A 25,708-nucleotide genomic window follows, 5' to 3' on the forward strand; every position below is an offset into this window, starting at 1 on the left:
CTCATACTGCAATCCTCTTCTGTAGCCGGCGGACCAGTAAGGAGGCGCCGAAACAAAGCACGAAATAGACCGCCCCGGAAAACAGCAACAACTCGACCAGGCGTCCATCGCGATCGCCAACCTTATAGGCCGCCCCAAAAAAGTCCGCCAGGCCGATTACATACACGAGCGAGGTATCCTGAAACAGGATGATCGCCTGGGTAAGCAGCAGCGGCAGCATATTGCGGAACGCCTGTGGCAGCACCACCAGGCGCATGGTCTGGGTATAGGCCATGCCGAGCGCCTGGGCCGCGTTGACCTGGCCCCGCGGCACGCTGCGCACGCCGGCACGGATGATTTCCGAATAATACGCCGACTCGAACAGGGCGAAGGCCACCAGCGCCGAGGCCATACGGATATCGGTACCCGCACCCAAACCCGCCCAGTCCTTGAGCAGTGTCGGCACGATCAGATAGAACCACAGGATGACCATCACCAAGGGCACGGCGCGGAAGAGGTTCACATAGCCGGCCGCGAGCCATCCCAACATGCGGTTACCCGACAGCCGCGCCAGTGCCAGCAGGGTGCCCCAGAGGATACCCACCACCATGGCCACCAAGGTCAGCCGGAGTGTCATGAGCATACCGGAGCCCAGGATCGGCAGGGCGCCAGGGATGGAAGTCCAGTCGAATTCGTACATCACTGACCCTCGCGATGACCGGGCAAGCGGGCGCGCCGCTCCACCCAGCGCATACCGAACATGACGCAGACATTGATGAGCACATACAGTAAGGTCACGGCGATAAACGCCTCATAAGGCTGCGCCGTATAATCGACCAGTTGTTGGCCTTGGCGCGACAACTCGATCAGCCCGATGGTGGAGGCGACCGCCGAGTTCTTGAAAACATTCAGGAACTCTGAGGTGAGCGGCGGCAGGACGATACGCATCGCCAGCGGCAGCAGGACATAGCGATAGGCCTGAGGCAGGGTCAGGCCGATCGCCAGGGCGGCATTCTTTTGACCCCGCGGCAGTGACTGAAGACCGGCCCGCACCTGCTCGCACACCCGTGCCGCGGTGAAGCAACCCAGACACAGCAAGGCCGCAATAAACTGCTGAATCAGCGGGTCGGATTGCTTAATGGCGTCGCCTAAGCCCCGGGGCAGCAATTCGGGCAAGACGAAATACCAACTGAACAACTGCACCAGCAGCGGGACGTTGCGGAAGGCCTCGACATAGCCCGCGGCGAGCCCCGCCAGCCAGCGGTTCGGGACGGTGCGCAGCACCCCGAGCAGCGAACCAAGGACGAAGGCGATGACCCAGGCGCCGAGCGAAAGCAGCAGGGTCCATTCGAGCCCTTGGAGCAGCCATCCCAGATAGGTCCCCGAACCCGACGGCGTCGGGCTCAGGAACACACCCCAATTCCAGCTATAACTCATAGCGCCCGGTCGTTGGGATTGGCGTACAGCTTGACCATCTCAGCGGAGAGCGGAAAATTCAGGTTCAGCCCCTTAGGCGGGATCGGGCTCTCAAACCATTTGCGATAGATCGCCTTGGCCGCGCCGCCGGTCTCCAGCTCGGCGATGGTCGCGTCCACCAATTGCTTGAACTGCGGATCGTCCTTGCGCAACACGCAGCCATAGGCCTCCAGTGACGCCGGGGTGCCGACCACCGCCCAGTCGCCCGGGCGTTTGGCCTTGGCCAGCTCGCCATAGAGCAGTGCATCGTCCATCATGAAGGCGACCGCACGCCCGGTCTCCAGCATCAGGAAGGACTCGCCATGATCCTTGGCGGAGACGATCCGCATGCCCATCTGTTTATCTTCATTGAGCTTGCGGAGCAGCCGCTCGGAGGTGGTACCGGCGGTGGTCACGACCGTCTTGCCGGCCAGGTCGGCAAAGTCATGAATACCAGAATCCTTGCGGGTCAAGAGCCGCGTACCGACTACAAAGATGCTGTTGGAAAAGGCCACCTGTTGCTGGCGTTCCAGATTATTGGTGGTCGACCCGCACTCCAGGTCCACGGTGCCATTCTGCACCAGCGGGATGCGGTTCTGCGAGGTAACCGGATTGAGTTTGACCGCCAGGTCCGGCAGCTTGAGATCACGTTTGAGGGCATCCACGATCTTTAACGCAATCTCCTGCGAATAGCCGATGACCCGTTGCTGATCATCGTAATAGGAGAAAGGGATCGAGGATTCCCGATGGCCCAGGGTGATTGAATGCGTCTCCTCGATCTTCTTGAGTGTGCCGGTCGGCTCCTGGGCCTGCACGGCACTAGTCAGAAACACACAGCCAAGCACAGCAACCGAAAGACTGGACAAATTCATGGGCTATCTCCGTTCAGGGCATGTACAGATGGTGAGACAATCGTTGGTCTGAGGTTGGCGCCGGCACGCCGCTTGTTCGACATTATCGAGGGCCCGGGAGAAAACACAACCGGCACGGACGCAGTATCCGTGAACCGCAGCGACGGCGAATCGGCAGAACTGCTGAGGGTGCCTTGCTCTGCGTTGCGGCCGCGGCACGTCAAGTAAGGCGCCCCGAGGAACGGACACTGGTGGCGAATCATGGAAACCGCTGAATTCGCGCTTTCAAGTAATGCTGCCATGAAACACTGCACGGGGTGGGCGTGCCGCGTCTCTCGACCAACGTCACGCTCGGCACGCGCACTGACCGCCCGCAGCGGATGGCTGAGAAGCTATCCAGCGTGCAGGGGAAATTGGCGGACCAGCAGTGAGACGAGGCGCCGTCGGCCCCGGCGCGGCCGGGGGCCGCTCCTACGAGGGTCGCGCATGAGGCCGATCCGATCCGCTGGCCACCTGAAGATTCGCTGACAGTCATGCTCAGGCTTTGCCCAACGCGCCGGTCTTATGCTGTGCCTGGGTCTTGATAAATCGCAACGGGGGAGAAAATATGTGCAAGAATAAATATCAAGCATTGCATCGCTCGTCGCCTGGGCGCGAGTCATAACCACTAAGACGATAAAGTAATCGGCCCCCAGTTCCCGCGCTGCTCGCTCAGTTGTCGATAAATCAATGATCTGGACTAATATCCAAAGGCCAGTAACGCCGATAAACCGGTGACGGGCGCCGCCGGGATCGCGGGCGCCGCTACACCACAACCTGATCAACCACCATGCCGCCGACCGCCGATGCTCCGCACATCAAGCTTCAATCGCTGGTCGACATACACGATCAGCCATTCATTATCATCGACCGTGCGTTTCAGGTCGTGGCCATCAACCGCGCCTTCGAGGCCGTTTATCGCGTCTCGCGCACGTCGGCCGTGGGACGCCCCTGTTATCAAGTGGTTCCACCGGATATCCGGCCCTGCCCCTGTAGTCCGCAGGGCGGTCGCTGTCCCTTTATGGCCGTGTTCGCGGGGGAACACAGCGAGTCCGTGACCCACGCCTACCGCGACGGCGAGGGGCGCGAGCACTTGGCGCGCATTCAGGCCTACCCAATCCATACCGCCAGCGGTCAAAACGCGGTTGGCGAGTTGATCCAGCTCGACGCGGTACACCGGGATCCCAAGGTCGCGACTGCGGCAGGCGGGTTGCCCATGATCGGCAACTCACCGGGCTTTCGGGAGGTCTTGGGGGGGATTCTGACGGCCGCACAGTCGCTCGCCCCGGTCCTGCTCCAGGGGCCGACCGGGACCGGCAAGGAACTGGCGGCGGCGCACATCCACCGCCTGTCGCGGCGCAGCGCCCACCCCTTCCAGGTCCTGGACTGCACCACCTTGACCGGCGACCTGTTCGAGAGTGAGGTCTTCGGGCACGAGCGGGGGGCCTTTACCGGCAGTACCGGCGATCACCGCGGGATCTTCGAGCAGGCGGACGGCGGCACCCTATTCATCGACGAGATCGGTGAGATGCCCCTGCCGCTCCAGGCCAAGCTGCTGCGCGTGCTGGAGAGCGGGGAGTTCCGACGGGTCGGCGGGACCCGCATCCACCGGGTCGATGTGCGGGTGATCTGTGCCACCAATCGGGAACTGCGCGGAGTCCCCTGGTTTCGCCAGGACCTGTATTACCGCATCGCGTGCATCGCGCTGCGGTTGCCGTCACTGGCGGAGCGACGGGCCGACATCCTGCCCCTGGCCCAGGAGCTCCTGGGGCGCATCGGACGCGCCGACGGGCGGGACTACAGTTTGGAACCCGCGGCCATGGACGCCCTATTAGCCTATGATTTCCCTGGTAATGTGCGCGAGCTGCGTAACCTCCTGTGGGCCGCCGCGGCCACCGCGCAGGGGGGGCGCATCAGCGCCAGCCAGATTGTTGCGGCCCTCCCACGCGAGCCACCGATACCGCAGCCGGCCGCGCACGGCCACTGTCGGGCACCGCGCCCGATCGAATCGCGCCGCGTCCACTGGGAGGCGCAGCAGCTAGAGACCGCGCTCGCGCTGCACCAGGGCAACCGCCGCGCCGCCGCCCAGGAGTTGGGGGTCAGCGAGCGGACCCTGTATCGCAAGATTCGGTTGCACGGTCTCGATTGACGGACGCGCCGACGGGCACGCCAACTTTGATGGGCTTTTCGGGCGCCCGCCGTGCGGCTGGGCGTCGTGCAGGTCATGCCGGTGATCCTAAATCCGGCAGTTGCTCACGCCAAGTGAAAACCGCGATTTCTAGGGCGATTGGCCAACACGGTGGCCGCAACCTATTCTTTGGCATCAGCGTTTCGCCTTGCTGCGGGGGCCGCCCGGCAGGGGATTCCTGGCATCCGGGCTGCCCACGCGATCTGCTGGTTTGCCGCACAAAAAAAAATGGCCCCGCCGGCGGCTGCCGAGCGGGGCCAACGCACTAGAGTCGGTCTTGGGCTAGTTGCCGAAGCTCTTGCTCACGCTGTGGCACACATCGCAGCCGACCGCTTTGCCCGCTGCCACCGTCTTGCCACTGAACGTGCGGGCCACCGGGGTGCGCGAGAGCACGGTGCCCAGGTGGTCCGCACCGTGGCAAGCGCCGCAGGCACCGCCGCCAGGCTTGGCGTTCTCGGTCTTGGCCAGGCTCTTGTGCGCCGAGGACCAGAAGCGGCTGTCGTTCACCAGATGCATCCCGTGGGGACCGGCCAGGGTGTTGGAAGCCAGGGCGCTGGTGGTATGGCAGGTTGTACACTCGTTGATGGTCCCGGTGTGACCCTGGAGCTGCTTCGACGTCAGGTTGTCGTTGGCCGCGGCAATCCCGTTGGGCCACTCCGCGTGCGTTGCACCATGGCAGCCCTCGCACATCACCCCGCCGTGACCCGTGCTCATCCGATACAGGCGGGGATTGCCTGCCGCCGGATTGGCGAAGCCGTTGAAGGTCGCGGGCACCACCGACTCGGCGAAACGCTTGTTGACCGGCACGATGGGCGTCGCCTTGGCGTCGCTGGTCTTGAACGCCTGGCGCAGACGGATGCCGTCCTTATTGCCTGCGCTGTCCTTGGTGTTGACCAGGACCCCAGTGGTCGCGGCCAGGTTGGTGACAGCGTCGCCGGTGTGACAAGAGCCGCAGCCTGGCTCGTTGGCCCAAGGTACGCGCGGGGTGGCCGGGTTGGTATAGAAGTCCTTGGCCAGGATGAAGGCGCCCGGGTTGGTCGTGGAGACGTTGCGGGAGAAGTCATTGCCGATCTGGGCCATGCTGCCGTGGCAGTCAGAGCACAGCATGCCGCCGTTGAACATGGCCCCACGCAGGCACTTGGTGTTCTTGCCGGGGTGACATTGGTAGCAACTGTTCTCCAGCGCCGTGACCCGCGTCGCCTGGTTGGTGATGACCCCGTTGGCGTCCTGTACCGGGGCCGGGATGGCCATGAACAGGTTGCCGGGCAGCGACCCGTGGTGCCCATGCATCACGTTTGAATTGGTCTTGTGGGCGAGCTGATTGCGGCCATTGGCCGCGGTCCCGGGGGCACCGGACTGGGGGCCGACCTGGGCCAGGTCGAGCGCCGGGGTGTAGTGACAGACCTGGCAGACGACTGGATTTTTTTGCACCAAGGCCTTGTTGATCAGACAGCTCGGGCTGCCGTTAGGCGCGGCGGCGCTGATAATACACGGATCGGCACCACCGGCCGGACTCACATAGGCCGCCCCGTGCTTCAGGTCATGCAGACGCAGCACGTTGATGTCCGTTGCGTACTCGATGCTGACCCGGGCCGGCAAGGTGGTATCCGGGTCGTCCAGCCGGGTCGCCACCGGCAGCCCGGCATCGAGCAGTGTATTGGTGGGGGCACTGCTGCGGCTGCCCTGCACATCCGTCGGGTCGGCGTGACAGTTGGAGCAACTCGTCTCGCCGGAGATCGGCAGGACGGTGTCGGTGGTGGTGAGGACGGTGCCGCTCGCATTCTTGGCCTGGACCCGCACCAGCGGGAAGGGGTTCTCGCGCCCGAAATCGTCGAAGGCCGAGAAGGGGATGCCCGCGCCCTCATGCCAGTTGACGCCCTCGGCCACATAGCCGAAGGGGAAGTTCACAAAGAAGGGTTTGTTCTGGTAATGCTCCTCGACCGCTTGGGGGGTATTGGCCACATAGGAAGCACCGACTCCCGGCATGGAATGCTGCACGGCCGACAGGAAACCATCATGGCTACCCGGCTGCCCGGCGGGGCTGTCGACGATGCCGTCGGGACCGATATAGAGGTTCTCCACGTTCGCCACCGGCAGACCGCGGTCGGAGGTGGTCGGGAAGCCGCCCGTTGCCAGGGGGGTGAGTCCAACGCCGCCGGGGTAGAAGGCGTCATAGGCACCGTTCTTCAGCCCCTCCCAGAAGTTGGTCTTGTAGGTGCTGCCATCGGACTTGAGTCCCTCCATCACGGTCTGGCTGAGGATCGGGTCAGTCGGGTTGGCGACCGCGGAATAGGCCAAGGTGACGCCGGCTGGGTTGAGCACCGGCTTGCTGGCGGTCCCTTTCTGGATCACCTGCGCGAGCATCACCTGGAAGGGTGGCAGGATGCTGGCGATGCGCGTGTCGAGATCGCCGCAGTGCATCCCGAGATCGTTGATCGCCAGGACGCGGTAGTTGGTGTCGATCACCTGGCCCTGGGTCGGTACCAAGCTGCTGTTGGGGCCGCTGGAGTCGGTGCTCGTGGAGTTGATGGACACGCTCGGCGCCGTGCCCATGACCACCAGACTCAATAGGTTGGAGTTACCGACGTTACCCGCCGCATCGTAAGCCTTGGCGGTCCACGCATGGGTGCCCGCATCCGCGCTGGTGACTGACCAGGCGTAGCTGTAGGGCGCGGTAGTGTCGGTCGCCTTCAGCGTGGTCCCGTCATAGAATTCCACCCGGGTCACGCCGACATTGTCGCTGGCGTTGGCCGTGATGGCGACTGTTTGCGGGGGTGTCAGGGGACTCACGGCATTGGTGCCGATCGACGCGGTGGGGGCGACCGTGTCCCCAGCGCTGGGGCTGACGACGGCGCTGGCAATCGGCGAGTAGCCGCCCAGATTATCGGCGGCATCAACCGCGCGGACCCGGTATCGGTAGGTGTTGGGGGCTAGACCGGTGTCGCTGTAGGTGGTCGCCGTCGGGGCGTCGATCTGTAGGAAATTGGTACAGGATGCACCGCCGCAACGCTCCAGCCGGTAACCGGTCACGGCCACATTGTCGGTGGCAGCGGCCCAGGTCAGGTCGATCTGCCCGGTGCCGGCGGCCACGGCGGAAAGGGTGGCGGGGCGGCTCGGGGCCTGCGTGTCCACGGCGGTCCCGACGGTGACCGCGGCGGTGCAGTTGGCGACCGTACTACCGGAGCTCAGTCGCAAGCTGGTACTGAAGGTGCCGGTCTTGGCATAACTCACCGCCTGGCTGGCGCTGGTGGACGAGCTTGGATTGCCGCCCTGAAAGGTCCAGCGACGACTCGGGGTCTGCCTGAACCCGCTGGCGCTGTAACTCCAGGTGACACGCTGTCCGGGCTTGATGGTTGGGTTATTGGGCGAAATGGTACAGGTCGGGGGGCTTTGATTATCGTTCCGGCCGGAACGATTACTATTTCCTTCCTCGGCCTGGGCCCCGCCGGCCCACAAGACGGCGAGCCCCAGCACCATGGCTCTGGGTATTGGAACGATTAGGCGTTTAATCTTCATTGGCTATCACTCTTGCTCTGACTGCAATTGACGCATCGGATGATCGGGCGTTCCTGTCGGTATGGGGCGGCTTGCAACCCCAACCCGTGGTGTTGAGCCCCGAGCGGCAACCGCTCGATCCGGTCTCACTACCCCTTATGTGCGATCCGGGGACCTGGGACGTTCGACCCTGTGGAATGAGGGCCGCGGCCACTTGCTCTTTAATGACAGTTTCGGCTTGAACAGATGGCGCACGAAGGCCGTCCAGTCGGTGCAGAACACAAACAGCAATGCAAAGAACGCGCCATCGCCCGGCTAGCAACGGCCAATCGCGGGTAACCTGCGGGCCGGCTTGGCGGGGGGGATGGGCGCTGAGGATAGAAGGCAGGGGCGCTGGGGAGCGGGGCGCGGGAGGGGGTGACAACGCTGTCAGACGCTGGACCTGACAGACCTGACAGCGCTGTCAGGCGCTGTCAGGCGCTGTCAGGGACTAGAGTGGGTGCCGAGCAAGCTCAGTCCAAGGGTCGGATCGAATGTCGATGCGCATTAATTCGCATCGACACTTGGCTGTATGGCAAATGGTTGGATATCGCCTTAACCCAAGACCACCGGATTCTGCCAGCCGTCGGGGGGCGACAAGGTCGGGTCGGCCCCTGCCGGTCCCCAGGTCCCGGGCTCATACTCGTGGACCTGGATGCCTTCTTTCAGCATCGGATCGACGATGCGCCAGGCCTCCTCGACATAGTCCTCGCGGGCGAACAGGCTCGCATCTCCCGCCATGGCGTCGCCCAGCACCCGCTCGTAGGCGCCCATCTCGCCGGCCCCCGGGTTGCGGCTGGCGAGCAACTCAGTGTCTCTGCCGACCTGGGTACCCTCCGGGTCCATGACGGTGACACCCAGACCGATCGCATGGTCTGGGCCGATGCGGAAGCGGATATGGTTGGGCGCGGTCGTGCAGCACGGAAAGAGGCTGGGCGGGCGGCGCAGACGCACCACCACCTCGGTGCAGGTCACGGGCAGGCACTTGCCGGCGCGGATATAGAACGGGACGCCCTGCCAGCGCCAGGAGTCGACATAGAGGCGCAGGGCGGCGAAGGTCTCGACCTGCGAGTCCGGTGCCACCCCGCGCTCCGCCCGGTAGCCGCGAAACTGGCCGCAGATCAGGTCCGCCGCGCTCAGTGTCGGGATGGCCCTCAGCACCTTGATCTTTTCGTCGCGCACCGATTCGCTGTCGGTGCGGATCGGCGGCTCCATGGCCAGGTTGGCGAGTATCTGGAACAGATGGTTTTGGACCACGTCGCGCACCGTGCCGACCTGTTCATAGAAGGTGCCTCGGCCCTGGACCCCGAAGTCCTCCGCCATGGCGATCTGGATGCTCTCGACATAGTTGCGGTTCCAGATCGGCTCCAGAAATGCATTCTGGAAGCGGAAAAAAATCATGTTTTGAACCGGACGCTTACCGAGGAAATGATCGATGCGGAAGATGCGCCGCTCCGCGAAGCTCCCGTGCAGGATGCGGTTGAGCGCACGCGCCGAGTCGAGGTCGCGCCCGAACGGCTTCTCGACCACCACCCGGGCCTCCGCGGTACAGCCGGCCGCCGCCAACTGCTGCACCACCATGGGAAAGGCCGCGGGCGGGATCGCGAGATAATGGGTTGGGCGCCGGGCGCTACCCAGCGCTTGGCGCAGCGCCTGGAAGGTCGCCGGGTCGCGGTAATCGCCATCGACATAGCCGAACTGGGTACACAACTGCGCGAACGCCGCCTCATCGACCCCACCGCCGTGTTGCTCGAGACTCGCGCGGGCGTGCGCCTTGAACTGGTCGAGGTCCCAGCCGGCCCTGGACATGCCGATGATCGGCACCTTGAGATTGCCGCGCTTCACCATCGCCTGCAAGGCCGGGAAGATCTTTTTGAAGGCCAGGTCACCGGTGGCACCAAACAAGACCAGCGCGTCGGCATGGGGTTCGTTCATTGCTCGCCCCCCTTCTCCACATGCCCGCCGAACTCAAAACGCATGGCCGACAGCACTTGGTCCTGGAAGTCCGCCTGGCCGCGTGAGCTGAAACGCTGGTACAGCGCCGTCGTCAGCACCGGCACCGGCACCGCCTCGTCGATCGCGGCCTTGATGGTCCAGCGCCCCTCGCCTGAGTCCGACACCCGGCCGGCAAAGCCCGCAAGCTCAGGGTCTTTGGTGAGTGCCGCGGCGGTGAGGTCCAGCAACCAGGAGGCAACCACACTGCCGCGGCGCCACACCTCGGCGATGTCGGCCAACGGGAACTCGTATTGGTAGTGCTCGGGGTCGCGCAGGGGCGTGGTCTCGGCATCGACGTCATGCGCCTGGCGGCCGACATTGGCGGCGCGCAGCACGCCCAGCCCCTCCGCGTAGGCCGCCATCATCCCGTACTCGATGCCGTTGTGGACCATCTTGACGAAATGCCCGGCGCCGTTCGGCCCGCAGTGCAGGTAGCCCTGTTCAGCGGTGCCGCTCGCGGTTGTGCGACCGGGCGTGCGCGGCACCTCGCCGAGGCCGGGCGCCAAGGCGGCGAAGATCGGGTCCAGGCGCGCGACCACCGCGTCCTCGCCGCCGATCATCATGCAATAGCCCCGCTCCAGACCCCACACGCCCCCGCTCGTGCCGACGTCAACGTAGTGAACACCGTGCTGACCGAGCTCCTTGGCACGGCGCAGATCGTCCACATAATAGGAATTTCCGCCGTCGATCAGGATGTCACCCGCAGCGAGCAAGGGTGTGAGCGCGGCGATGGTCGCGTCAACCGCCGCCGCCGGGACCATCAACCAGAGCGCCCGCGGCTGCTCCAGCTTGGCGACCAGGTCAGCGAAGGAGTCGGCACCGACCACCGACTCCTGCACCAGTGCGTCCACCGCCGACGCCGACCGGTCGTAGACCACACAGCGATGGCCGGCGCCGACGATCCGCCGCACCATGTTGGCACCCATGCGCCCAAGCCCAATCATTCCGAGTTGCATCTGTTTGTCCTCATTAGACCGATTGCACCAAAATCCGGTAATCGCTCACGCCAAGGCGCCAAGCTCGCCAAGCTCGCCAAGAAATACAAGAGTGTAGACCGACTATCCAGATTACCGGCCGCGCCCCTGACCCAACGCCGATCACGCACTGAAAAACCTTGGCGGGCTTGGCGCCTTGGCGTGACAATGGCCCTTTCCAGGTTGACGGCGGCGCGGGCCCGGGAGGCGGCAGGCCTAAGCGGCGCCCCAGCGGCTATGGTCCTCTCCAATGTGGGTCTACCCAAGTGTACAAAAACCGGACAATCGTGTTTGATGATGAGCGAGCCGAAATGAAGGCAGATGGCAAACAGGTCAGCCGCTGGCACACCTTCGCGAACCCGCTCGAGCTTGAGCGGGCGGCCACGCGGATCGTACTGGCGAGCGCGCAACAGGCAATCGCCGAGCGCGGGGCCTTCCGTTGCGTACTGGCCGGGGGCAATACCCCGCGCGCACTGTATGGGTCACTGTGCAACGCCGTGACCGATTGGCGGGCCTGGACTCTCTATTTCGGCGATGAACGCTGTGTGCCGGCCGCTGACCCCAGCCGCAACAGCCGCATGGCGGGTGACGCCTGGCTCGATCGGGTCGCGATCCCTCCCCGGCAGATTCATGCGATCCCGGCGGAGCTCGGCCCCGAGCTTGGGGCCATCAGCTACGCCGAGGCGCTGGCGGGGGTCGGCGCATTCGATCTGGTGCTGCTCGGATTGGGCGAGGACGGGCATACCGCCAGCCTGTTTCCGGGCCGCGACTGGGAGCGCTCGACTACCTGGCCGGACGCCATCCCGGTGCATGACTCACCCAAACCGCCGCCACAACGGGTGTCGCTCAGCCCGGCCCGTTTGAGTCACTCACTCAAGGTTCTGTATCTGGTGGTTGGCGAGGACAAGCGGGACGCCGTCAATGCGTGGCAGGCAGGCCATCCGCTGCCCGCCAGCCGCATCTGCCCACCCGGCGGGGTGGATGTCTTGATGCACCTTTAAGATTTCGTGGGATGCCGGTGACGACGAGCGGCCAGTTGCCGGCCCCGGAGGGCAGCAGGGGCGAGCCGGACAGGACAGCTACCGTTTGCGGGCCTTGATCGTCACAGGCCGCTGGGCGGCCTGCGGTGGCGCTCGCCCAAACGCCGGAAAATGGTCTACACTTCGCCCTCAACAGCCTCCTTGGTCACGCCAGCCACGCCTGCGGAGCCTCGCGAATGCCCGGTTTAGGTCGTCTCAACCGCCCCCGCTGCCCGGCACCCCCCCCGCGGGTGGCCGACGCCCCCGGCCCCGCGGATACAATCCCCTATCTCTAGCAGGCTGTCGGACTTAGTGATGCAACCGATTGAATGCAAAGAGTTTCCTCTTTTGCGCCAAAAAGTCGTTTTCCTGTTTAATCAATCGGTTACGCCATCAAGTCCGACAGGCTGCTAGGGAGTCCCGGGCCGACGGCGGGCACCGTGCCAGGATCGGATTAGTTCAACACACATTTAGACTCGGCCTTGGTCATATTCCCGGCCACTGTGCTAGCCGCGCGGTCGTTGGTTCGCGCAGCGGACCCTACGGGGGCAGAGTAAGGCGTAGGGTCCGCTGTGCAGATGGACCCTCTGGTCGGAATTATGATCTAACGCACCTCTGGTGTTTCCCCGCAAACAGGAAGGATCTATGAAGACGAAACTGTTGAGTTTGATCTTTGTCGCGGCGGCCCTTAGCGGCTGTGCCCCAAACATGGCATTGCAGACCAGCTTGCAAGATGCACGCACTGAGAGCTGCAAGGCAACCTCGGAAACGGAGATCGCGGCGCTGTTCGATCGCTGGAATCGGTCGCTGCAAACCGGCGATCCGCGGAAGGTGGTCGCCAACTACGCGGAGCGGTCAATCCTCCTGCCCACCGTATCGAACAAGCCGCGCCTCACGCCTGCCGAAAAGGAAGACTACTTCAGTCACTTTTTGGAGAACCGCCCCTCCGGCAAGATCGACTTGCGATTCGTTGACCTCGGTTGCAACACGGCGCTTGATGCAGGCCTTTATACGTTCACGTTTGCAAAGACCGGTAAAACAGTCAGTGGTCGCTACAGTTACACCTACCGTTGGAATGGTTCTAAATGGCTAATTACCAGTCACCATTCCTCGGCAATGCCTGAGAAGCCTTGATCGTGGTTTCGGCCAGTCCGCTCTGTTCTGCGAGTCTGCGGCGGCCGAGTGGTTGGCGTCTCAGATCTGAATTCCGGCGTCCCGGCCGGAATGACGATCAAGACCGCCACGCGCGCAGGGAGAGGTTCAGTGGTGAATAATCAGGGCTCCGGTCTGCTACCGCGCCGCTTGGCCCGCCAAAGTCTTCTCGCGATGGCGCTCTGGTTGTCATTCACGATCGTCAGTTACCCAACCTGGGCGGCAACGGGCGCGGCGGGCGCCTGTGCGGTCAACCTCGATTCACCGATCCAAAATTTTTGCGAGGTCCAGCCCGGCGTCCTGTGGCGCGGTGCCAGGCCGGATCAACGCGGTGCCTCCTGGCTGATTGCGCAAGGCGTACGCACCATCGTCAACCTCGAGCTGGCAAACGAAGACGACTCCGCGTTTAGTAAGGCCGCAGTCGCGGACCCGCAGCGTCATGACATCGGGCTCTTTCGTCTTCGCGACTCGGAACTTGCGCCCATCATGCCGCCCGCGCTTGAGGACAATCGCTTGGCTTGGTTCCTGGCCATCGTCGCCCAGCAGCCAAGACCGATCTATGTCCACTGCCGCTCGGGTGAGAACCGAACCGGAGTCATGATTGCCGCTTACCGGGTGATCGTGGAAGGCGTGAGCGCCGAACAGGCCATTGAGGAGATGGGGCGCTACCATGGATTTTGGTTTACGAGCAGCGCCAACTATATCCGTGGGCTGTCACCGGGGCGCATTGCTGCCATCCGGCGCCAGACCAAAGAGCGGCAATCGAACGCGAAAGAGGATGCTCAGGTCGTCTGCGTCGAGGGGACCTGCACGGTGACCGATCGCTGAAACGGCCGCCATTGGCGCGTCGACCGCCGGCGTCACACCGCCGAGCGGCATCAAGAGAACCCGGCCTGGGTGTCAGGGCCGACCTCCCCCCTCCCCTCACGAAGCGCCGCGGGCCGCAAGCGGGCGGCCATCTTCTCTGGAGTCCAAGGCTTCAGCCTTGGTCCTGTCCATCCAAGGCTAACGGCCATGGCGCCCGCACCACCCCGCGAGATGGAAGTGGCGGGCGCTTTGGCCGTTCCCCCACCCCGCCCTCCCCCAATAGGGGAGGGAGAAGTGGAGCGCGCTCCCGGCGCAACTTTCACGATAAGCCTTGGACTCCGGCCCCGGGGTGGCAGCTATTCTCATCTTTCTCTGCGCCTCCGGGTCTCTGCGTGAGTCAATAATGTCTCACGCAGAGGCGCCGAGACGCAGAGAACGGTAAAATCCGGCTTGTCTCTGGGGCGAGTGGCCGGAACGATGATAAACGCCTATATTAGATTATCCGAATATTAGAGCAGCGTAATGCGCTTGCCCTGGCGCAAGGCCTGACACGCGCTCCTTGAAGCCGGGGCGAGAGCCGGTTAGCATTCAGTAACCCTGGCCGGACGCATTGGGGCAACCGACTTCACTTTTCAATTTTGCGAACGAGATTGGGTATCCGCCAATGGACCCTCGCCAGGTGTTAATTAAGACTGCCAAGGGCCAGGACGAGATCCGGACCAAGGCGAACAAACTCTCGATGCGTTCGCGTCGCTTCCTGATCCTGGTGGACGGGCAGAGCACGGTGGGCGATCTACTGACCCGGCTCGCGGTGCTCGGGGATGATATCGAGGCGCTACTGGAGGACCTGGTCGCCGATGGCTTTCTCGCCCCGCGGGACACGCTGCCCCCGCCCCGGGCAGCAGCGCCAGCGGCCCAAGCGCCCTCGCTACCCACGGAGTTCAACCTGGACAAGGCGAAGGGCTTCGCGCGCTACATCGTCCTGGGCAACCTCGGACCGCTCGGGGGGCGCCGCGCCGAGCGCATCGAGGCGGCACGCTCCGCGGGCGAGCTGCGCGTGGAGCTGGACGAACTGCGCGAGCAGTTGCCCAAGCTGCTGCCCAAACGGCAGGCCAAGCAAGTGTGGGACCAGTTGGAGCCGCTGATCCTGTCGGCGACGGTCGCCGACGACGTGCTCGCCCCGCGGGACCGTGTACCGGACACCCCCGCGGCGCCCCCGCCTGCGCCGGCCACGGCCGCGCCCCCCCTGCCGGCAGACTTTAACCTGGACAAGGCAAAGGGCTTCGCTCGCTACATCGTCCTGGGTGCCTTAGGACCCGTCGGGGCGCGCCGCGCCGAGCGCATCGAGGCGGCGCGCTCCCCGGGCGATCTGCGCCTGGAACTGGAGGACCTGCGCGAGGCCCTGCCCAAGCTCCTGTCCAAGCGACAGGCCCAACAGGTGGGTGAACAGATCGAGCCGCTGATCCAGTCCATCAGTCAACTCCAGGTGTAACGATGGGGCACCCCTGTGCCCCCCGGAAGGCGGTAGGATGCCGGGTTTGAGCCCGGCACCGCAACGGTGCCCGGCGCACCCATCAGGGGCTACCCATGAAGAGCAGAGAGTTGATGACCTGCGAGACCAAGGTCTTCGCGGATCGGATCAAGGCACTCAAGCCACAGGATTGCCGAGGGCCAGGCCGCGGTCGGTTAAGATCCGGCCATCGCCCCGTCGGCCCCCGACCAGAGACACCCACGCCCATGACCACCATCCGCGAATCCGATTTCATCCAGAGCATCGCCGATGCCCTGCAGTTCATCTCCTACTACCACCCGGCGGACTTTATCCACTCGCTCGCCGCCGCCTATGCGGCGGAGGAATCCCCGGCCGCCAAGGACGCCATGGCCCAGATCCTGGTCAACTCGCGGATGTGTGCCGAAGGGCACCGGCCCATCTGTCAGGATACCGGCTCGGTGGTCGTCTTTCTCAAGGTCGGCATGGAGGTGCGCTGGGACACCACACTGAGCATCCAGGCGCTGGTAGACGCCGGGGTACGTCAGGCCTATCTCCATCCGGACAACCTGTTACGCGCATCCATCGTCTCGCCACCCATCGGCGCGCGCACGAACACCGGGGACAACACCCCGGCGGTGGTCCATGTGGAATTGGTGCCGGGCGACCAGGTGGAGGTCCGCCTGGCGGCCAAGGGCGGGGGCTCGGAGAACAAGTCCAAGTTCACCATCTTGAATCCCAGTGACAGCCTGGTGGACTGGGTGCTCAAGACGGTCCCCCTGATGGGCGCCGGCTGGTGCCCGCCGGGGATGCTCGGGATCGGCATCGGCGGCTCGGCCGAGAAGGCGATGCTGCTGGCCAAGGAGTCACTGCTCGGCCATATCGACATCCACGTGCTAAAGGCCCGCGGGCCCGCCAACCCGATCGAGGAGTTGCGCCTGGAGCTGTTCGAGAAGGTCAATGCGCTCGGCATCGGCGCCCAGGGCCTGGGCGGACTCACCACCGTGCTGGACGTGAAGATCGAGACCTTCCCCACCCATGCCGCGTCGCTGCCCGTGGCGATGATCCCCAACTGTGCCGCGACCCGTCACGCGGAGTTCACCCTGGACGGTTCGGGTCCGGTGTCGCTCGCGCCGCCGCTGCTCAGCGACTGGCCCGCCATCGTCTACGACGCCACCGCCGGCGCCCGCCGGGTGAACCTCGACCAGGTCACTCGCGAGGAGATCGCCACCTGGCAGCCCGGCGAGCGCCTCCTGCTCTCCGGCCGCCTGCTGACCGGCCGGGATGCCGCCCACAAGCGCCTCACGGATCTGCTCAACAGCGGCGCCGGGCTCCCGGACGGGGTCGATCTCAACGGGCGCTTCATCTATTACGTGGGACCGGTGGACCCGGTGGGCGACGAGGTGGTCGGCCCCGCGGGCCCCACGACCGCCACCCGCATGGACAAGTTCACCGAACAGATGCTGAGCGAGACCGGCCTCATTGGCATGATCGGCAAGGCCGAGCGGGGTCCGGTTGCGATCGAGGCCATCCGCAAGCACCAGGCGGTCTATCTGATGGCCGTCGGCGGTGCCGCCTATCTGGTGGCCAAGGCCATCAAGTCCTCACGCCTCATCGCCTTCGAGGACCTGGGGATGGAGGCCATCCGCGAATTCGAGGTGCTGGACATGCCGGTGACGGTGGCGGTCGACAGCCGCGGCGAGTCGGTCCACGAGACCGGCCCGGCACAGTGGCAGGCACGGATCGGCAAGATCCCGGTCGTCGTCACGACTTGATAAGATTCTTGTCCGCAAATGAACGCCAATGAACGCCAATGAACGCAAATAAGACCGTTCATTTGCGGACGAATCATTCTTCGAATCCACACACGGAGATCAGGACCATGACCACCTATCCCGCCTTTCGTATCCACCAAGACGCGCAGGGGCACCATGCCGGTGTCGAGCAACTCCCACGCCCCACGCCCACCTTGGGCGAGGTGCTGGTCCGGGTCGGCTGGTCCGGCGTCAACTATAAGGATGCGCTGGCCGGGACCGGTCGCGGCAAGATCCTGCGCCGCTTCCCCTTGGTGGGTGGGGCCGATGGCGCCGGGGTGGTGGAGGAGTCCGCCCACCCCAATTATCGGCCGGGCGAGGCGGTCATCGCGACCGGCTGGGGGCTCACCCACGACCATGACGGGGGCTTTGCGAGCTACCTGTGCTGCCCAGGCGAGTGGCTGGTACACATGCCCGCCGGGCTCGACCCCCGCACCGCCATGATCCTGGGCACGGCCGGCTTCACCGCCGCACTGGCCGTCCACCGGATGCTGGTCAACGGTCAGGACCCGGCCATGGGTCCGATCCTGGTCACGGGTGCCAGCGGCGGCGTGGGCGCCATGGCCGTCGCCCTCTTTGCCCGGCTGGGTTTTGACGTCACCGCACTCTCGGGCAAGCCCGAGCTCGCCGACTGGCTGCGCCACCTCGGCGCCACCGAGATCGTGGCACGCGACGCACTGGCAGCAGCCACCCGGCCCTTAGAGAAGGCCCGCTGGGGCGGCGCGGTGGACAACGTGGGCGGCGAGGTCCTGGCCCAGATCACCCGCACCATCGCCCCGCACGGCAACATCGCCGCCATCGGCCTGGCCGCCGGGACCGACCTGAACACCACGGTGATGCCCTTCATCCTGCGCGGGGCGAGCCTCCTGGGCTGCAACTCGGTGGATGTCCCCTACCCCGCCCGCCGCGCACTCTGGGAACACCTGGCCAATGACTGGCAGCCGGCGGACCTGGAGTCACTGGTCGCGGAAACGGTCGGCCTGGACGCACTGCCGGAGGTCTTCGAGCGCATGCTCGCCGGCCGCACCCATGGACGGACCCTGGTCAAGCTCTGAGGCCCGGTTCCGGGTCTGCTGTGCCGGCGGTCGCAGAGTGCTGGCACCTGCTATCATTCCGGACCAAGAAACATTGAGGAGTATTCGCGATGGGCAGCCTCAGCGTCAGACGCATCGATGATGCGACCCTGGAGCATTTGCGGTTGAGGGCGGAACGCCATGGGGTCTCCATGGAGGAGGAAGCACGGCGCATCCTGAAGCAGGCGGTGGCCGCCCCGGAGCGCCTCGGCGACCTCGCCGTTGGTCTGTTCAGTCCCGCCTACGGGGTGGCGGATTTTGAGCCTCCCGAGCGCGACATCACCGAGCCGCTGGCGTTTCCCCAGTGATCGTACTTGATACCAACGTCGTCTCTGAATTCATGACATCGCCGCCGGCGGCGCCCGTGCTGGCGTGGCTGAACGCCCAAGACGCGGCCGGTCTCTACCTCACTACCATCACCATTGCGGAGATCGCCTTCGGCCTTCGCGCCATGCCCGACGGCAAGCGCCGGCAGCTACTACAGGACCGGTTCGAGCAATTCCTCGCGCAGGCGTTTCAGTCGCGTATCCTCGCCTTCGACGAGCCCGCCGCCCGCGCCTATGGCGAGATTCGCGGCGAGCGGCGCCAACAGGGGCGACCCATGAGTGCCTTCGACGGGCAGATCGCGGCCATCGCGAGGACCCGGGGCTGCGCCATTGCGACGCGCAACACCAGGGATTTCGAGGGCTGCGGTCTGGTGCTGATCGACCCCTTTGTCTATATGGAGTGAGCACGTCGGGCGGATGCCCGCCGGGCGATCCGTCATTACCCGAGCCGGCGGGTGGCGGAACCGCTGCGCGTTCCTCCGTCTGCGGGCCTTCGTCAGCACCATGATTCTCCCACCGAGACAGCGATGACCAGTGACCTGAAGGATTGGAAACAGACTGCCATCTACGCGGAAGTCGACTCGGGCGCGCAAGCCGGACGGCCCGGATTCGCAGAAGCCAAACATCTGCTCGACTCCTGCATGAACCGGATTCAAGCCGTGCTGCAACAGGGCGGGACCGCGGCAACGGATTTCACCTTGCACGACGCCCAACACGGCTACCACGTCGCCGAGCGCATGGTCGAGATCGTTCCCGAGGACGTGCTCTCCCGGCTCACGGCCTTCGAGCTCGCATTGCTGCTCTTGTCCGCCTACCTGCACGACATCGGCATGACGCCGGAGCAGCATCGCGTCCGCGGCCACTACAGGTACCTGCTGACCGGAGAGCCGAGCGGACTGGCGGCGACCGAGATCGACAGATTCCGCCAGTGGCTCGACGAGCACGGCGACGGCGTCACGCCGCCCCTCGCGGAGAGTCCGCCGACTGGTCGCACCCTGGGCGAGGCGGAATGGCTCGTCGCGCACTATTGCCGGGAACGCCACAACGATTGGAGCGGAGAATGGATCGAGGCCAATCTGGCCGGCGAACGCCTCGGGACCTACCAGAACTGGCGCGATAACCTGATTGCCATCTGCAAGAGCCATCACGTCGGGTTCGACGAGCTGGATCATCCCCGGTTCGATCCCATCATGGTTGGTGCTGGCCATGTGGTCCATCTGCGCTACCTGGCCTCGGTACTGCGCCTGGCGGACGTGTTGGAGAACGATCCGGAGAGGACGCCTGAGGTCGTACTTCGGCAGCGGGACGTGGATTCGTCCAGCCTCATCTATTGGCGTAAGGATCACGACATCACCACAACCAAGATTGGGGATCAGTATCGGCTCGAGGCGCATCCGCGCTCCGCACTGATCCACAAGGCCACCAGGGACACGGCGGCGATGATTGAGGCCGAGCTCCTCGTCTGCCGCCGACTCGCGAACGAGACCGATTTTTCCCGGCTGCGCGGCTCCAGCACGGAGATGCCGCACCGTTGGAATCTGAGCGCCACCCTGACCCAGCGCATCGAGCCGCTGGATGGCGCCTACGAATACATAGACGGCAGCTTTCGCCCGGACGTGCGCCGCGTGCTCCGGCTGCTCGCCGGTGTCGAGCTCTATGGCGATCCGATGGCAGCCGTGCGCGAGCTCTTGCAGAACGCCTTCGACGCCGTTCGCGAACGCATCGCACGCGAGCGTCTGTCCGACCCTGGCAATCCGGACCTGCCCGATATGCTGGGCAAGCTCTATTCGGTCCAACTGCATCTGGAGCGGGGAACGGATGGGGATTGGCTGGTCTGCAAAGATCGGGGTGCTGGGATGAGCAAGTCCATCATCCGCGATCATTTCCTGGTGAGCGGGGCGGTCAAGCGCGCCGATCTGCTGCAACTGGCCCGACGTTGTGAACAGGCCGACTTCCGCCTGGAGCGCACCGCCAGATTCGGGATCGGCGTGCTCAGCTTTTTCATGGTTGCGGATCGGCTGCACATCCGCACCAGGCGTTGCCAGTCCGCCCAGTCCGGCGAGGCCAACGGCTGGAGATTTGAAACCGACGGATTGAGCGGATTCGGCGAACTGAAGCGGGATCCGGACTGCCTCGAAGGGACTGAGGTTCGACTGCTTCTCAAGCCCGAGGTCATCGGCACGGATGCGAGCGCCTTTTGGGACAGGCTGTTGAGCTACGTTCGATCCGTGTTGCTGCATGTGCCTTGCAAGCTCCAGATCAAGTGCCCGTCGATCTCTGAAGCCTCCTGGTCCGTAGACGCCCCTGGATGGGTCCGCAAGCCGGGGGACTATGCCACCCAGTGTTTGACAGTGTTGGAATCCCCTGAAGAGCGGCCGTCAGGGCGGGGGGACCTGCCCGAGCAGCTCGGGGACTTGACGCCCTCAGAGCGGCTAACGCAGTGGCAGGGCGAGCGGGATCGGCGCACGCGGTTGCGCGAAGCGGCACACGAGCGACTGAGGTGGTCGCAGCCCGTCACCGGAGACTTGCCGGGCGGGCTGGGTCGTTTCCGTGTATTTTTCCCTTGGTTCGAGTTGGACGACGGGCCTTGCCTGGATTTCTTTAGCGTCAGAAAGGACGGAAGCACCAGGGTGCTCGAAACCGAAGGTCTGAGCGACAGGAGCACGCATGGTGTCTCTCCCTGGTGTCCCTTTGTCATGGGTTGGTTCGGCATGACGGCCGATCATGACGCCGACTCCCTGAAGGAGCATCGCTGGCGAGGTGTCATTGAGGTGGACTGGACGGCCGCCGCCGCCGCGGGTCTGGAGGTCAGTCGCAACCGACTGCAACCCAGCGAGCAGGCGTTGAAGGCTATACGAGACCTGTACAAGAATCTCGCCGGGCAGCTCAGCGAGTTTGCCCGATCGCATCAAGCATCGATCTATGCCCTGTACAATACGGCTTCGCTGGATATCGAGCCCCCGGCTGCCGAACGCCGCTTCTGGTTGTATGAGTACGAGACAGAGCGTCAGTTCAATTGGCGCGCGGTATCTTACCCCTCAATTCTATCAGGAAGGGCAATATTTGATCATGGCCAATTGCGTTGGCAGGGCTACGATTATCCAAGTCTTTGCACCATTGAATTATCGATGGCTATGCCCAGCACCGGTCATCTCTAGGCGGACCGGGAATCGATGCGTTTTATGAGAAAATCGGCCTCTTGGAACGCGGCCGCACTTCCGCCGGACCGACTGCTTGCGCGCATGGAGCGAGCGTGGATGCTCAAATCCGGGCACATTACACATCCTTGGATTTGGAGGAGAAACGTCAGCGCGGTTTGGACCAATGCGCCGACTTGGCGTGAACCCAGGGTCGCCTATCCCGAGATCGAGTTTCCCGCGGAATGGCAGCAGGTCTGCTTAGTCAACGATCGCACAGCTATCTATTTGAATCGAGACCACTGGTTGATCCGAGCGACGTCGAAGCACGCCTGGGAGCGATTGATAGACGGTACAGCCGGGAGTCTGGACCCGAGGACCAGGCGGGAAGAATGTGCGGCCTCGTCTGAGCTGTCGGCCGCCTGGTTCCTGTACTGCTTGTCGAGCAGCAACGAGACGCTCGTAAGGGGTCTCGCCGAGCATGCCCCGGACCTGATCCAAGAGCTTTGGAAGAGTGCAAGCTCTGACCAGACCGAACCGACTTGCTGGGCCTGGATTGCCCACACTCCCGGCGGGGCGTTGGTCGAAATCGGCGCACATGGCTGGCGTGAGTTCGACCCAGACAATAGTGACGACCAACGCGTCTGTGATGAGGTCATGCAAAAGCCTAGCGAAGACTGGTGCGTCTATCCAGTTTCCGGGGTGAATGAAGAGGACCAGTGATTGTGTGGTATGTAGCAGATACCAAAATGGCCTCTGCCGCATACCGCTGATTCAAGGCCAGTTGCAACGGAGAAGCATGGATGAGCCGCTTTGGGTGCCGGAACCGCGCGCGATCCGCCGTCAGCGGGCCGCCGAGCAGCCGAGCAGCCGAGCAGCCGAGCTCCGGAGGGTGCGTCGAGCGCTGCGAACTGCACCGCCCAGCCCCCATCCAAATGTCGCCCCACCTCGGCAACCGCCAGTCGCCGCGGTATGCTTGGCGGAGCCCACCCCAGCATCGCGGAGGATGCGTATGAACCTTCCCGCCCAGATACCCACCTTGAGCGTCCCCGACTATCTTGAGGGCGAACAGGAAAGCCCGATCCGCCATGAGTATGTGGCCGGTCGGGTCGTCGCCATGGCCGGTGCCGGCGAGGCCCATAACCGCATTGCCGGCAATCTGTTCTTTCACCTACGCTCGGCCACCCGCGGCACCCCTTGCGGCGTTTTCGTCAGCGACATGAAGGTCCGGGTGGCGACGCACGACGCCTTTTACTATCCGGACGTCGTGCTGACCTGCGACCCGACGGATCGGGAGTCCCTGTACAAAGCGTCACCCTGCCTGATCGCGGAGGTGCTGTCCCCGTCCACCGAGACGATCGACCGGCGCGAAAAGCTGCTCGCCTACCGCGCACTAACGGCACTGCGCTACTACCTGCTGGTGGCCCAGGATCGGCGGCTGGTAGAGGTCTATCAACGGGGTGCCGACGGTAGCTGGCACTACCAGGCCATTGAGGACGGCGAGTTGGCCTTTGCCTGCGGCGACCTCGACATCCGCTTCACCCTCGCAGACCTCTACGAGGACGTGGTGCTGCCCGCATAGGGCCGGCCCTGCGGGGCTTCGGCGGTCGGATAAGGCCGCGCGGCGTAGCCCAGATGGACCGCTGGCAGGAATCCGGGTGCGGCCTCGTGGACAACAAAAAGGGGGGCTGCCGCAAAATGGAGTCGGCCGCGTTCCCCCCAGCCGTCCCCGCTGCACTCCGGCATGCCGGGCCTCCCCGCCGCCTTTTGTGCATACACTCCGGCCGCCGGGGCGGCGGGTGCGCGGTTTTCCGCGCCGACTCAGAGAGTTTTGCGCCGGTGCAGCCGGCAGTGTTCACACTCTGGTCTTCAGGGCGGACAGGCGCGCTGTTCCCGCCGCGGAATACGCCGGGGTGTCTACACAAAACCGTTTTCCGTCCTCCCCCGGGACTTTTCCGCGCGAGTCTATCCTGCTGTCTTAAAATAAGAAATTACGATCGTTGCCGGATGTGCGCCAGAGGGAGAACGGAAAGCGATTTTCCGGAGCGGAAAAGTGCGCCAGGGGACCGGAACGCTCGCCGGTGAACACCGAAAATCCGCACAGGAAATCGCTACGACAGAAACCTTGTCATTTTGGCGGTCAGCGTTGACGCAATTTCGGAAACCGACGCGGATTTGTCGTCAGTGACTCACCAAATGGCGCGGTGGTGCGCAAAAAAGCCCCCACGACCTTCCTTAAAGGTTAGCCTAGCAGGCTGTCGGACTTAGTGATGCAACCGATTGAATGCAAAGAGTTTCATCTTTTGCGCCAAAAAGTCGTTTTCCTGTTTAATCAATCGGTTACGCCATCAAGTCCGACAGGCTGCTAGAGGTCTTGATGCCCTGAGCCGCAGCACGTTCTTTCCCACCACCGAGGCCGCGCACGCGCTCGGGCTGCTTGGGCCACCTTGCCGCCGCACGGCCAGGACGAAGGAGCGAAGCGCCGTCCACGACGCCGCGGGATAGGGCGCACGGGACTACCGCCTGTCCATCGCAACGGCTATCCTCCGCGCACCCCTGCTCAATCCTGATCACCGCACGCCACCCATGACACCCCCGCCCGAAGCAGATCCGCAGATCGACCCGAGTCGTTTCTCCGCCCTCCCCGGCGGAAAGCGCAAGCTCAATTGGTTCGCCTTCGAGTTGGCGTGCGAGATCCGCCAGGCGATCGCGCCGCCGCTCGCGCGCACGCTCGCCAAGCGCGGCTATGATCGCGCGCGCATCGACGGCTCCTGCATCGCACTGGCGATCGGACTGCAAGGGGTGGTGCTGAAGCAGCTCAGGGGCGAGATCCCGCAGATGGAGATCGGTTGGGAGCAGGTCGAGGCCGCCTTTCCGGGCCTGACCGACAAGCTGCTCGATCGGTTGTTAGACGCTACGGGGACGGCCTGGGAGCGGCTCCTGAGCGTCTGCGTGGCCTGTCCGTCCGCCTGTGTGACAAATAAGGACGACCATTGTCCGATGTTCGACGACCCGCTTTATTCCGACGGCTGATGCGGAGTCACTGGTCGCGGAAACGGTCGGCCTGGACGCACTGCCCGAGGTCTTCGAGCGGATGCTCGCCGGCCGCACCCATGGGCGGACCCTAGTCGAGCTCTGAGCTCCGGTTCCGGACCCGCTGCGCCAGATCAGGTGGCAATCAGGTGCCGTCGCGGTCCGCCGGTTCCCTCATCCACCCGGCGATATCGCGTTTGCCATGGAGTATGCGCCAGACATCGATGTGGTCCTCCCGCTCGCAGTAGAAAACGAGGTGCGGGTAACGCGCCAAGGGCCACGAACGCAGCCCCGGCAGATCCAGCTCAATGGCGTAGCGCGTCGACCCTGTCGCCGGGTGGGCGCCGATGTGGGCGTAGGCTCGCTCCAAGGCGTCAATAAATCCAAGCGCGGCCCGAGCCGCGTGCCGGGCCAGATAGTCGTCGATGATCGCCTCGACATCCCGCGTGGCCTGTTCGCGAGGGATGACCGGCTTCTCGGTCACGCTCAAACGCCCCGGCTGACGCGGGTCCGCAGTGCATCGAAATAGGTCCGGTCGGCGGGCGCCGCCGCGGCGGAGTCGGCGCCATCAAGTAGCAAGCCACGCAGCCGCTGGCGATCCTGGTCCCGCTGGATCAGCTCGCGCACATACTCGCTGCTGGTGCCGAGCCGGCGTCCGGCGACCTGCTCGTCCACATAGGACTGGAGCGCGTCGGGTAGGGAGATATTCATGGTGCTCATAACTGGAAGAATATCATAGCGGCAGCGATGCGGGGGACACCGCGGCGGGCTACCACGCCGGTCCAGGGGCTCCGGACCCCCGATGATGCACTGGGTCGTGGCATACTGGCGCAAAGCCCCGGG

Annotated in this window: 22 protein-coding genes; 14 read left to right on the forward strand and 8 right to left on the reverse strand. The window is 64.4% G+C overall.

Annotation, left to right across the window (positions count from 1 at the left end; genetic code table 11):
• Window position 1: 1 nt before the first annotated feature.
• Genes gltK through QZX93_RS02040 form a run of 3 tightly spaced genes read right to left on the reverse strand, consistent with a single transcriptional unit; the run spans window position 2 to window position 2,267 of the window.
• On the reverse strand, window positions 2-679 hold the full coding sequence (gltK, locus tag QZX93_RS02030; RefSeq protein ID WP_295388884.1) for a glutamate/aspartate ABC transporter permease GltK: 678 nt from the start codon (window positions 677-679) through the stop codon (window positions 2-4).
• A complete protein-coding gene (locus QZX93_RS02035) occupies window positions 679-1,416 on the reverse strand; it encodes an amino acid ABC transporter permease (RefSeq protein WP_295388885.1) in 738 nt (245 codons plus the stop codon). The genes gltK and QZX93_RS02035 overlap by 1 nt, the downstream gene beginning before the upstream one ends.
• Window positions 1,413-2,267: a glutamate/aspartate ABC transporter substrate-binding protein gene (locus QZX93_RS02040; RefSeq protein ID WP_295394315.1), complete on the reverse strand. Its 855-nt coding sequence runs from the start codon at window positions 2,265-2,267 to the stop codon at window positions 1,413-1,415. Before QZX93_RS02040 ends, QZX93_RS02035 begins: the two co-directional genes overlap by 4 nt.
• 326 nt (window positions 2,268-2,593) lie before the next feature.
• On the opposite strand from QZX93_RS02040, the gene QZX93_RS02045 reads away from it, so the two are divergent.
• Both QZX93_RS02045 and QZX93_RS02050 read left to right on the forward strand, forming a co-directional pair.
• On the forward strand, window positions 2,594-2,716 hold the full coding sequence (locus QZX93_RS02045; RefSeq protein WP_295388944.1) for a hypothetical protein: 123 nt from the start codon (window positions 2,594-2,596) through the stop codon (window positions 2,714-2,716).
• Window positions 2,717-3,114: 398 nt separating this feature from the next.
• Window positions 3,115-4,473, forward strand: a complete 1,359-nt coding sequence (locus tag QZX93_RS02050) for a sigma-54-dependent Fis family transcriptional regulator (RefSeq protein ID WP_295388887.1) — start codon at window positions 3,115-3,117, stop codon at window positions 4,471-4,473.
• Window positions 4,474-4,794: 321 nt separating this feature from the next.
• Here QZX93_RS02050 and QZX93_RS02055 read toward each other — a convergent pair whose 3' ends face one another.
• The 3 genes from QZX93_RS02055 to gnd all read right to left on the reverse strand — a co-directional run bounded on the left by QZX93_RS02055 (window position 4,795) and on the right by gnd (window position 10,997).
• Entirely contained in the window at window positions 4,795-8,028 is a 3,234-nt protein-coding gene (locus QZX93_RS02055; RefSeq protein ID WP_295388888.1) for an Ig-like domain-containing protein, read from the reverse strand.
• Between the two features lie 573 nt (window positions 8,029-8,601).
• Entirely contained in the window at window positions 8,602-9,981 is a 1,380-nt protein-coding gene (zwf, locus tag QZX93_RS02060) for a glucose-6-phosphate dehydrogenase (RefSeq protein WP_295388889.1), read from the reverse strand.
• Window positions 9,978-10,997, reverse strand: a complete 1,020-nt coding sequence (gene gnd, locus QZX93_RS02065; protein WP_295388890.1) for a phosphogluconate dehydrogenase (NAD(+)-dependent, decarboxylating) — start codon at window positions 10,995-10,997, stop codon at window positions 9,978-9,980. The genes zwf and gnd overlap by 4 nt, the downstream gene beginning before the upstream one ends.
• Window positions 10,998-11,326: 329 nt before the next feature.
• Between gnd and pgl the strand changes: the two genes are divergently transcribed.
• The 12 genes from pgl (at window position 11,327) to QZX93_RS02125 (ending at window position 24,865) form a co-directional block, all read left to right on the forward strand.
• The gene (gene pgl / locus QZX93_RS02070; RefSeq protein WP_295388891.1) at window positions 11,327-12,016 is read left to right on the forward strand and encodes a 6-phosphogluconolactonase; all 690 of its coding nucleotides are present in this window, start codon (window positions 11,327-11,329) and stop codon (window positions 12,014-12,016) included.
• 663 nt (window positions 12,017-12,679) lie between these two features.
• Entirely contained in the window at window positions 12,680-13,168 is a 489-nt protein-coding gene (locus QZX93_RS02075) for a DUF4440 domain-containing protein (protein WP_295388892.1), read from the forward strand.
• A gap of 132 nt (window positions 13,169-13,300) precedes the next feature.
• Window positions 13,301-14,014 (forward strand): tyrosine-protein phosphatase, encoded by a 714-nt coding sequence (locus tag QZX93_RS02080; RefSeq protein WP_295394318.1) that lies wholly within the window; start codon window positions 13,301-13,303, stop codon window positions 14,012-14,014.
• Between the two features lie 658 nt (window positions 14,015-14,672).
• Window positions 14,673-15,485, forward strand: a complete 813-nt coding sequence (locus QZX93_RS02085) for a hypothetical protein (RefSeq protein ID WP_295388894.1) — start codon at window positions 14,673-14,675, stop codon at window positions 15,483-15,485.
• 245 nt (window positions 15,486-15,730) lie between these two features.
• Window positions 15,731-17,257, forward strand: coding sequence for a fumarate hydratase (locus QZX93_RS02090; RefSeq protein ID WP_295388895.1), 1,527 nt, complete (start codon window positions 15,731-15,733; stop codon window positions 17,255-17,257).
• A gap of 107 nt (window positions 17,258-17,364) precedes the next feature.
• Complete coding sequence (locus QZX93_RS02095; protein ID WP_295388896.1) at window positions 17,365-18,351, forward strand: YhdH/YhfP family quinone oxidoreductase; 987 nt, start codon at window positions 17,365-17,367, stop codon at window positions 18,349-18,351.
• Between the two features lie 89 nt (window positions 18,352-18,440).
• Window positions 18,441-18,677, forward strand: a complete 237-nt coding sequence (locus QZX93_RS02100) for a hypothetical protein (protein WP_295388897.1) — start codon at window positions 18,441-18,443, stop codon at window positions 18,675-18,677.
• Window positions 18,674-19,099, forward strand: coding sequence for a type II toxin-antitoxin system VapC family toxin (locus QZX93_RS02105; RefSeq protein ID WP_295388898.1), 426 nt, complete (start codon window positions 18,674-18,676; stop codon window positions 19,097-19,099). Before QZX93_RS02100 ends, QZX93_RS02105 begins: the two co-directional genes overlap by 4 nt.
• Window positions 19,100-19,150: 51 nt before the next feature.
• On the forward strand, window positions 19,151-21,853 hold the full coding sequence (locus QZX93_RS02110) for a hypothetical protein (protein WP_295388899.1): 2,703 nt from the start codon (window positions 19,151-19,153) through the stop codon (window positions 21,851-21,853).
• Between the two features lie 99 nt (window positions 21,854-21,952).
• Window positions 21,953-22,555 carry a hypothetical protein gene (locus QZX93_RS02115; RefSeq protein ID WP_295388900.1) on the forward strand — a complete coding sequence of 201 codons (603 nt, stop codon included), beginning with the start codon at window positions 21,953-21,955 and terminating at the stop codon, window positions 22,553-22,555.
• 289 nt (window positions 22,556-22,844) lie between these two features.
• Window positions 22,845-23,414 carry a Uma2 family endonuclease gene (locus tag QZX93_RS02120; RefSeq protein WP_295388901.1) on the forward strand — a complete coding sequence of 190 codons (570 nt, stop codon included), beginning with the start codon at window positions 22,845-22,847 and terminating at the stop codon, window positions 23,412-23,414.
• Between the two features lie 1,004 nt (window positions 23,415-24,418).
• Entirely contained in the window at window positions 24,419-24,865 is a 447-nt protein-coding gene (locus QZX93_RS02125; protein WP_295388902.1) for a hypothetical protein, read from the forward strand.
• Between the two features lie 145 nt (window positions 24,866-25,010).
• Here the strand turns inward: QZX93_RS02125 and QZX93_RS02130 are convergent, their stop codons facing one another.
• Together QZX93_RS02130 and QZX93_RS02135 are read right to left on the reverse strand one after the other, a co-directional pair.
• Window positions 25,011-25,349: a type II toxin-antitoxin system RelE/ParE family toxin gene (locus QZX93_RS02130; protein ID WP_295388903.1), complete on the reverse strand. Its 339-nt coding sequence runs from the start codon at window positions 25,347-25,349 to the stop codon at window positions 25,011-25,013.
• Between the two features lie 2 nt (window positions 25,350-25,351).
• A complete protein-coding gene (locus QZX93_RS02135; protein WP_295394321.1) occupies window positions 25,352-25,585 on the reverse strand; it encodes a type II toxin-antitoxin system ParD family antitoxin in 234 nt (77 codons plus the stop codon).
• Between the last annotated feature and the right edge of the window lie 123 nt (window positions 25,586-25,708).

This window comes from uncultured Thiodictyon sp., assembly GCF_903946935.1.
Lineage (GTDB): Bacteria > Pseudomonadota > Gammaproteobacteria > Chromatiales > Chromatiaceae > Thiodictyon.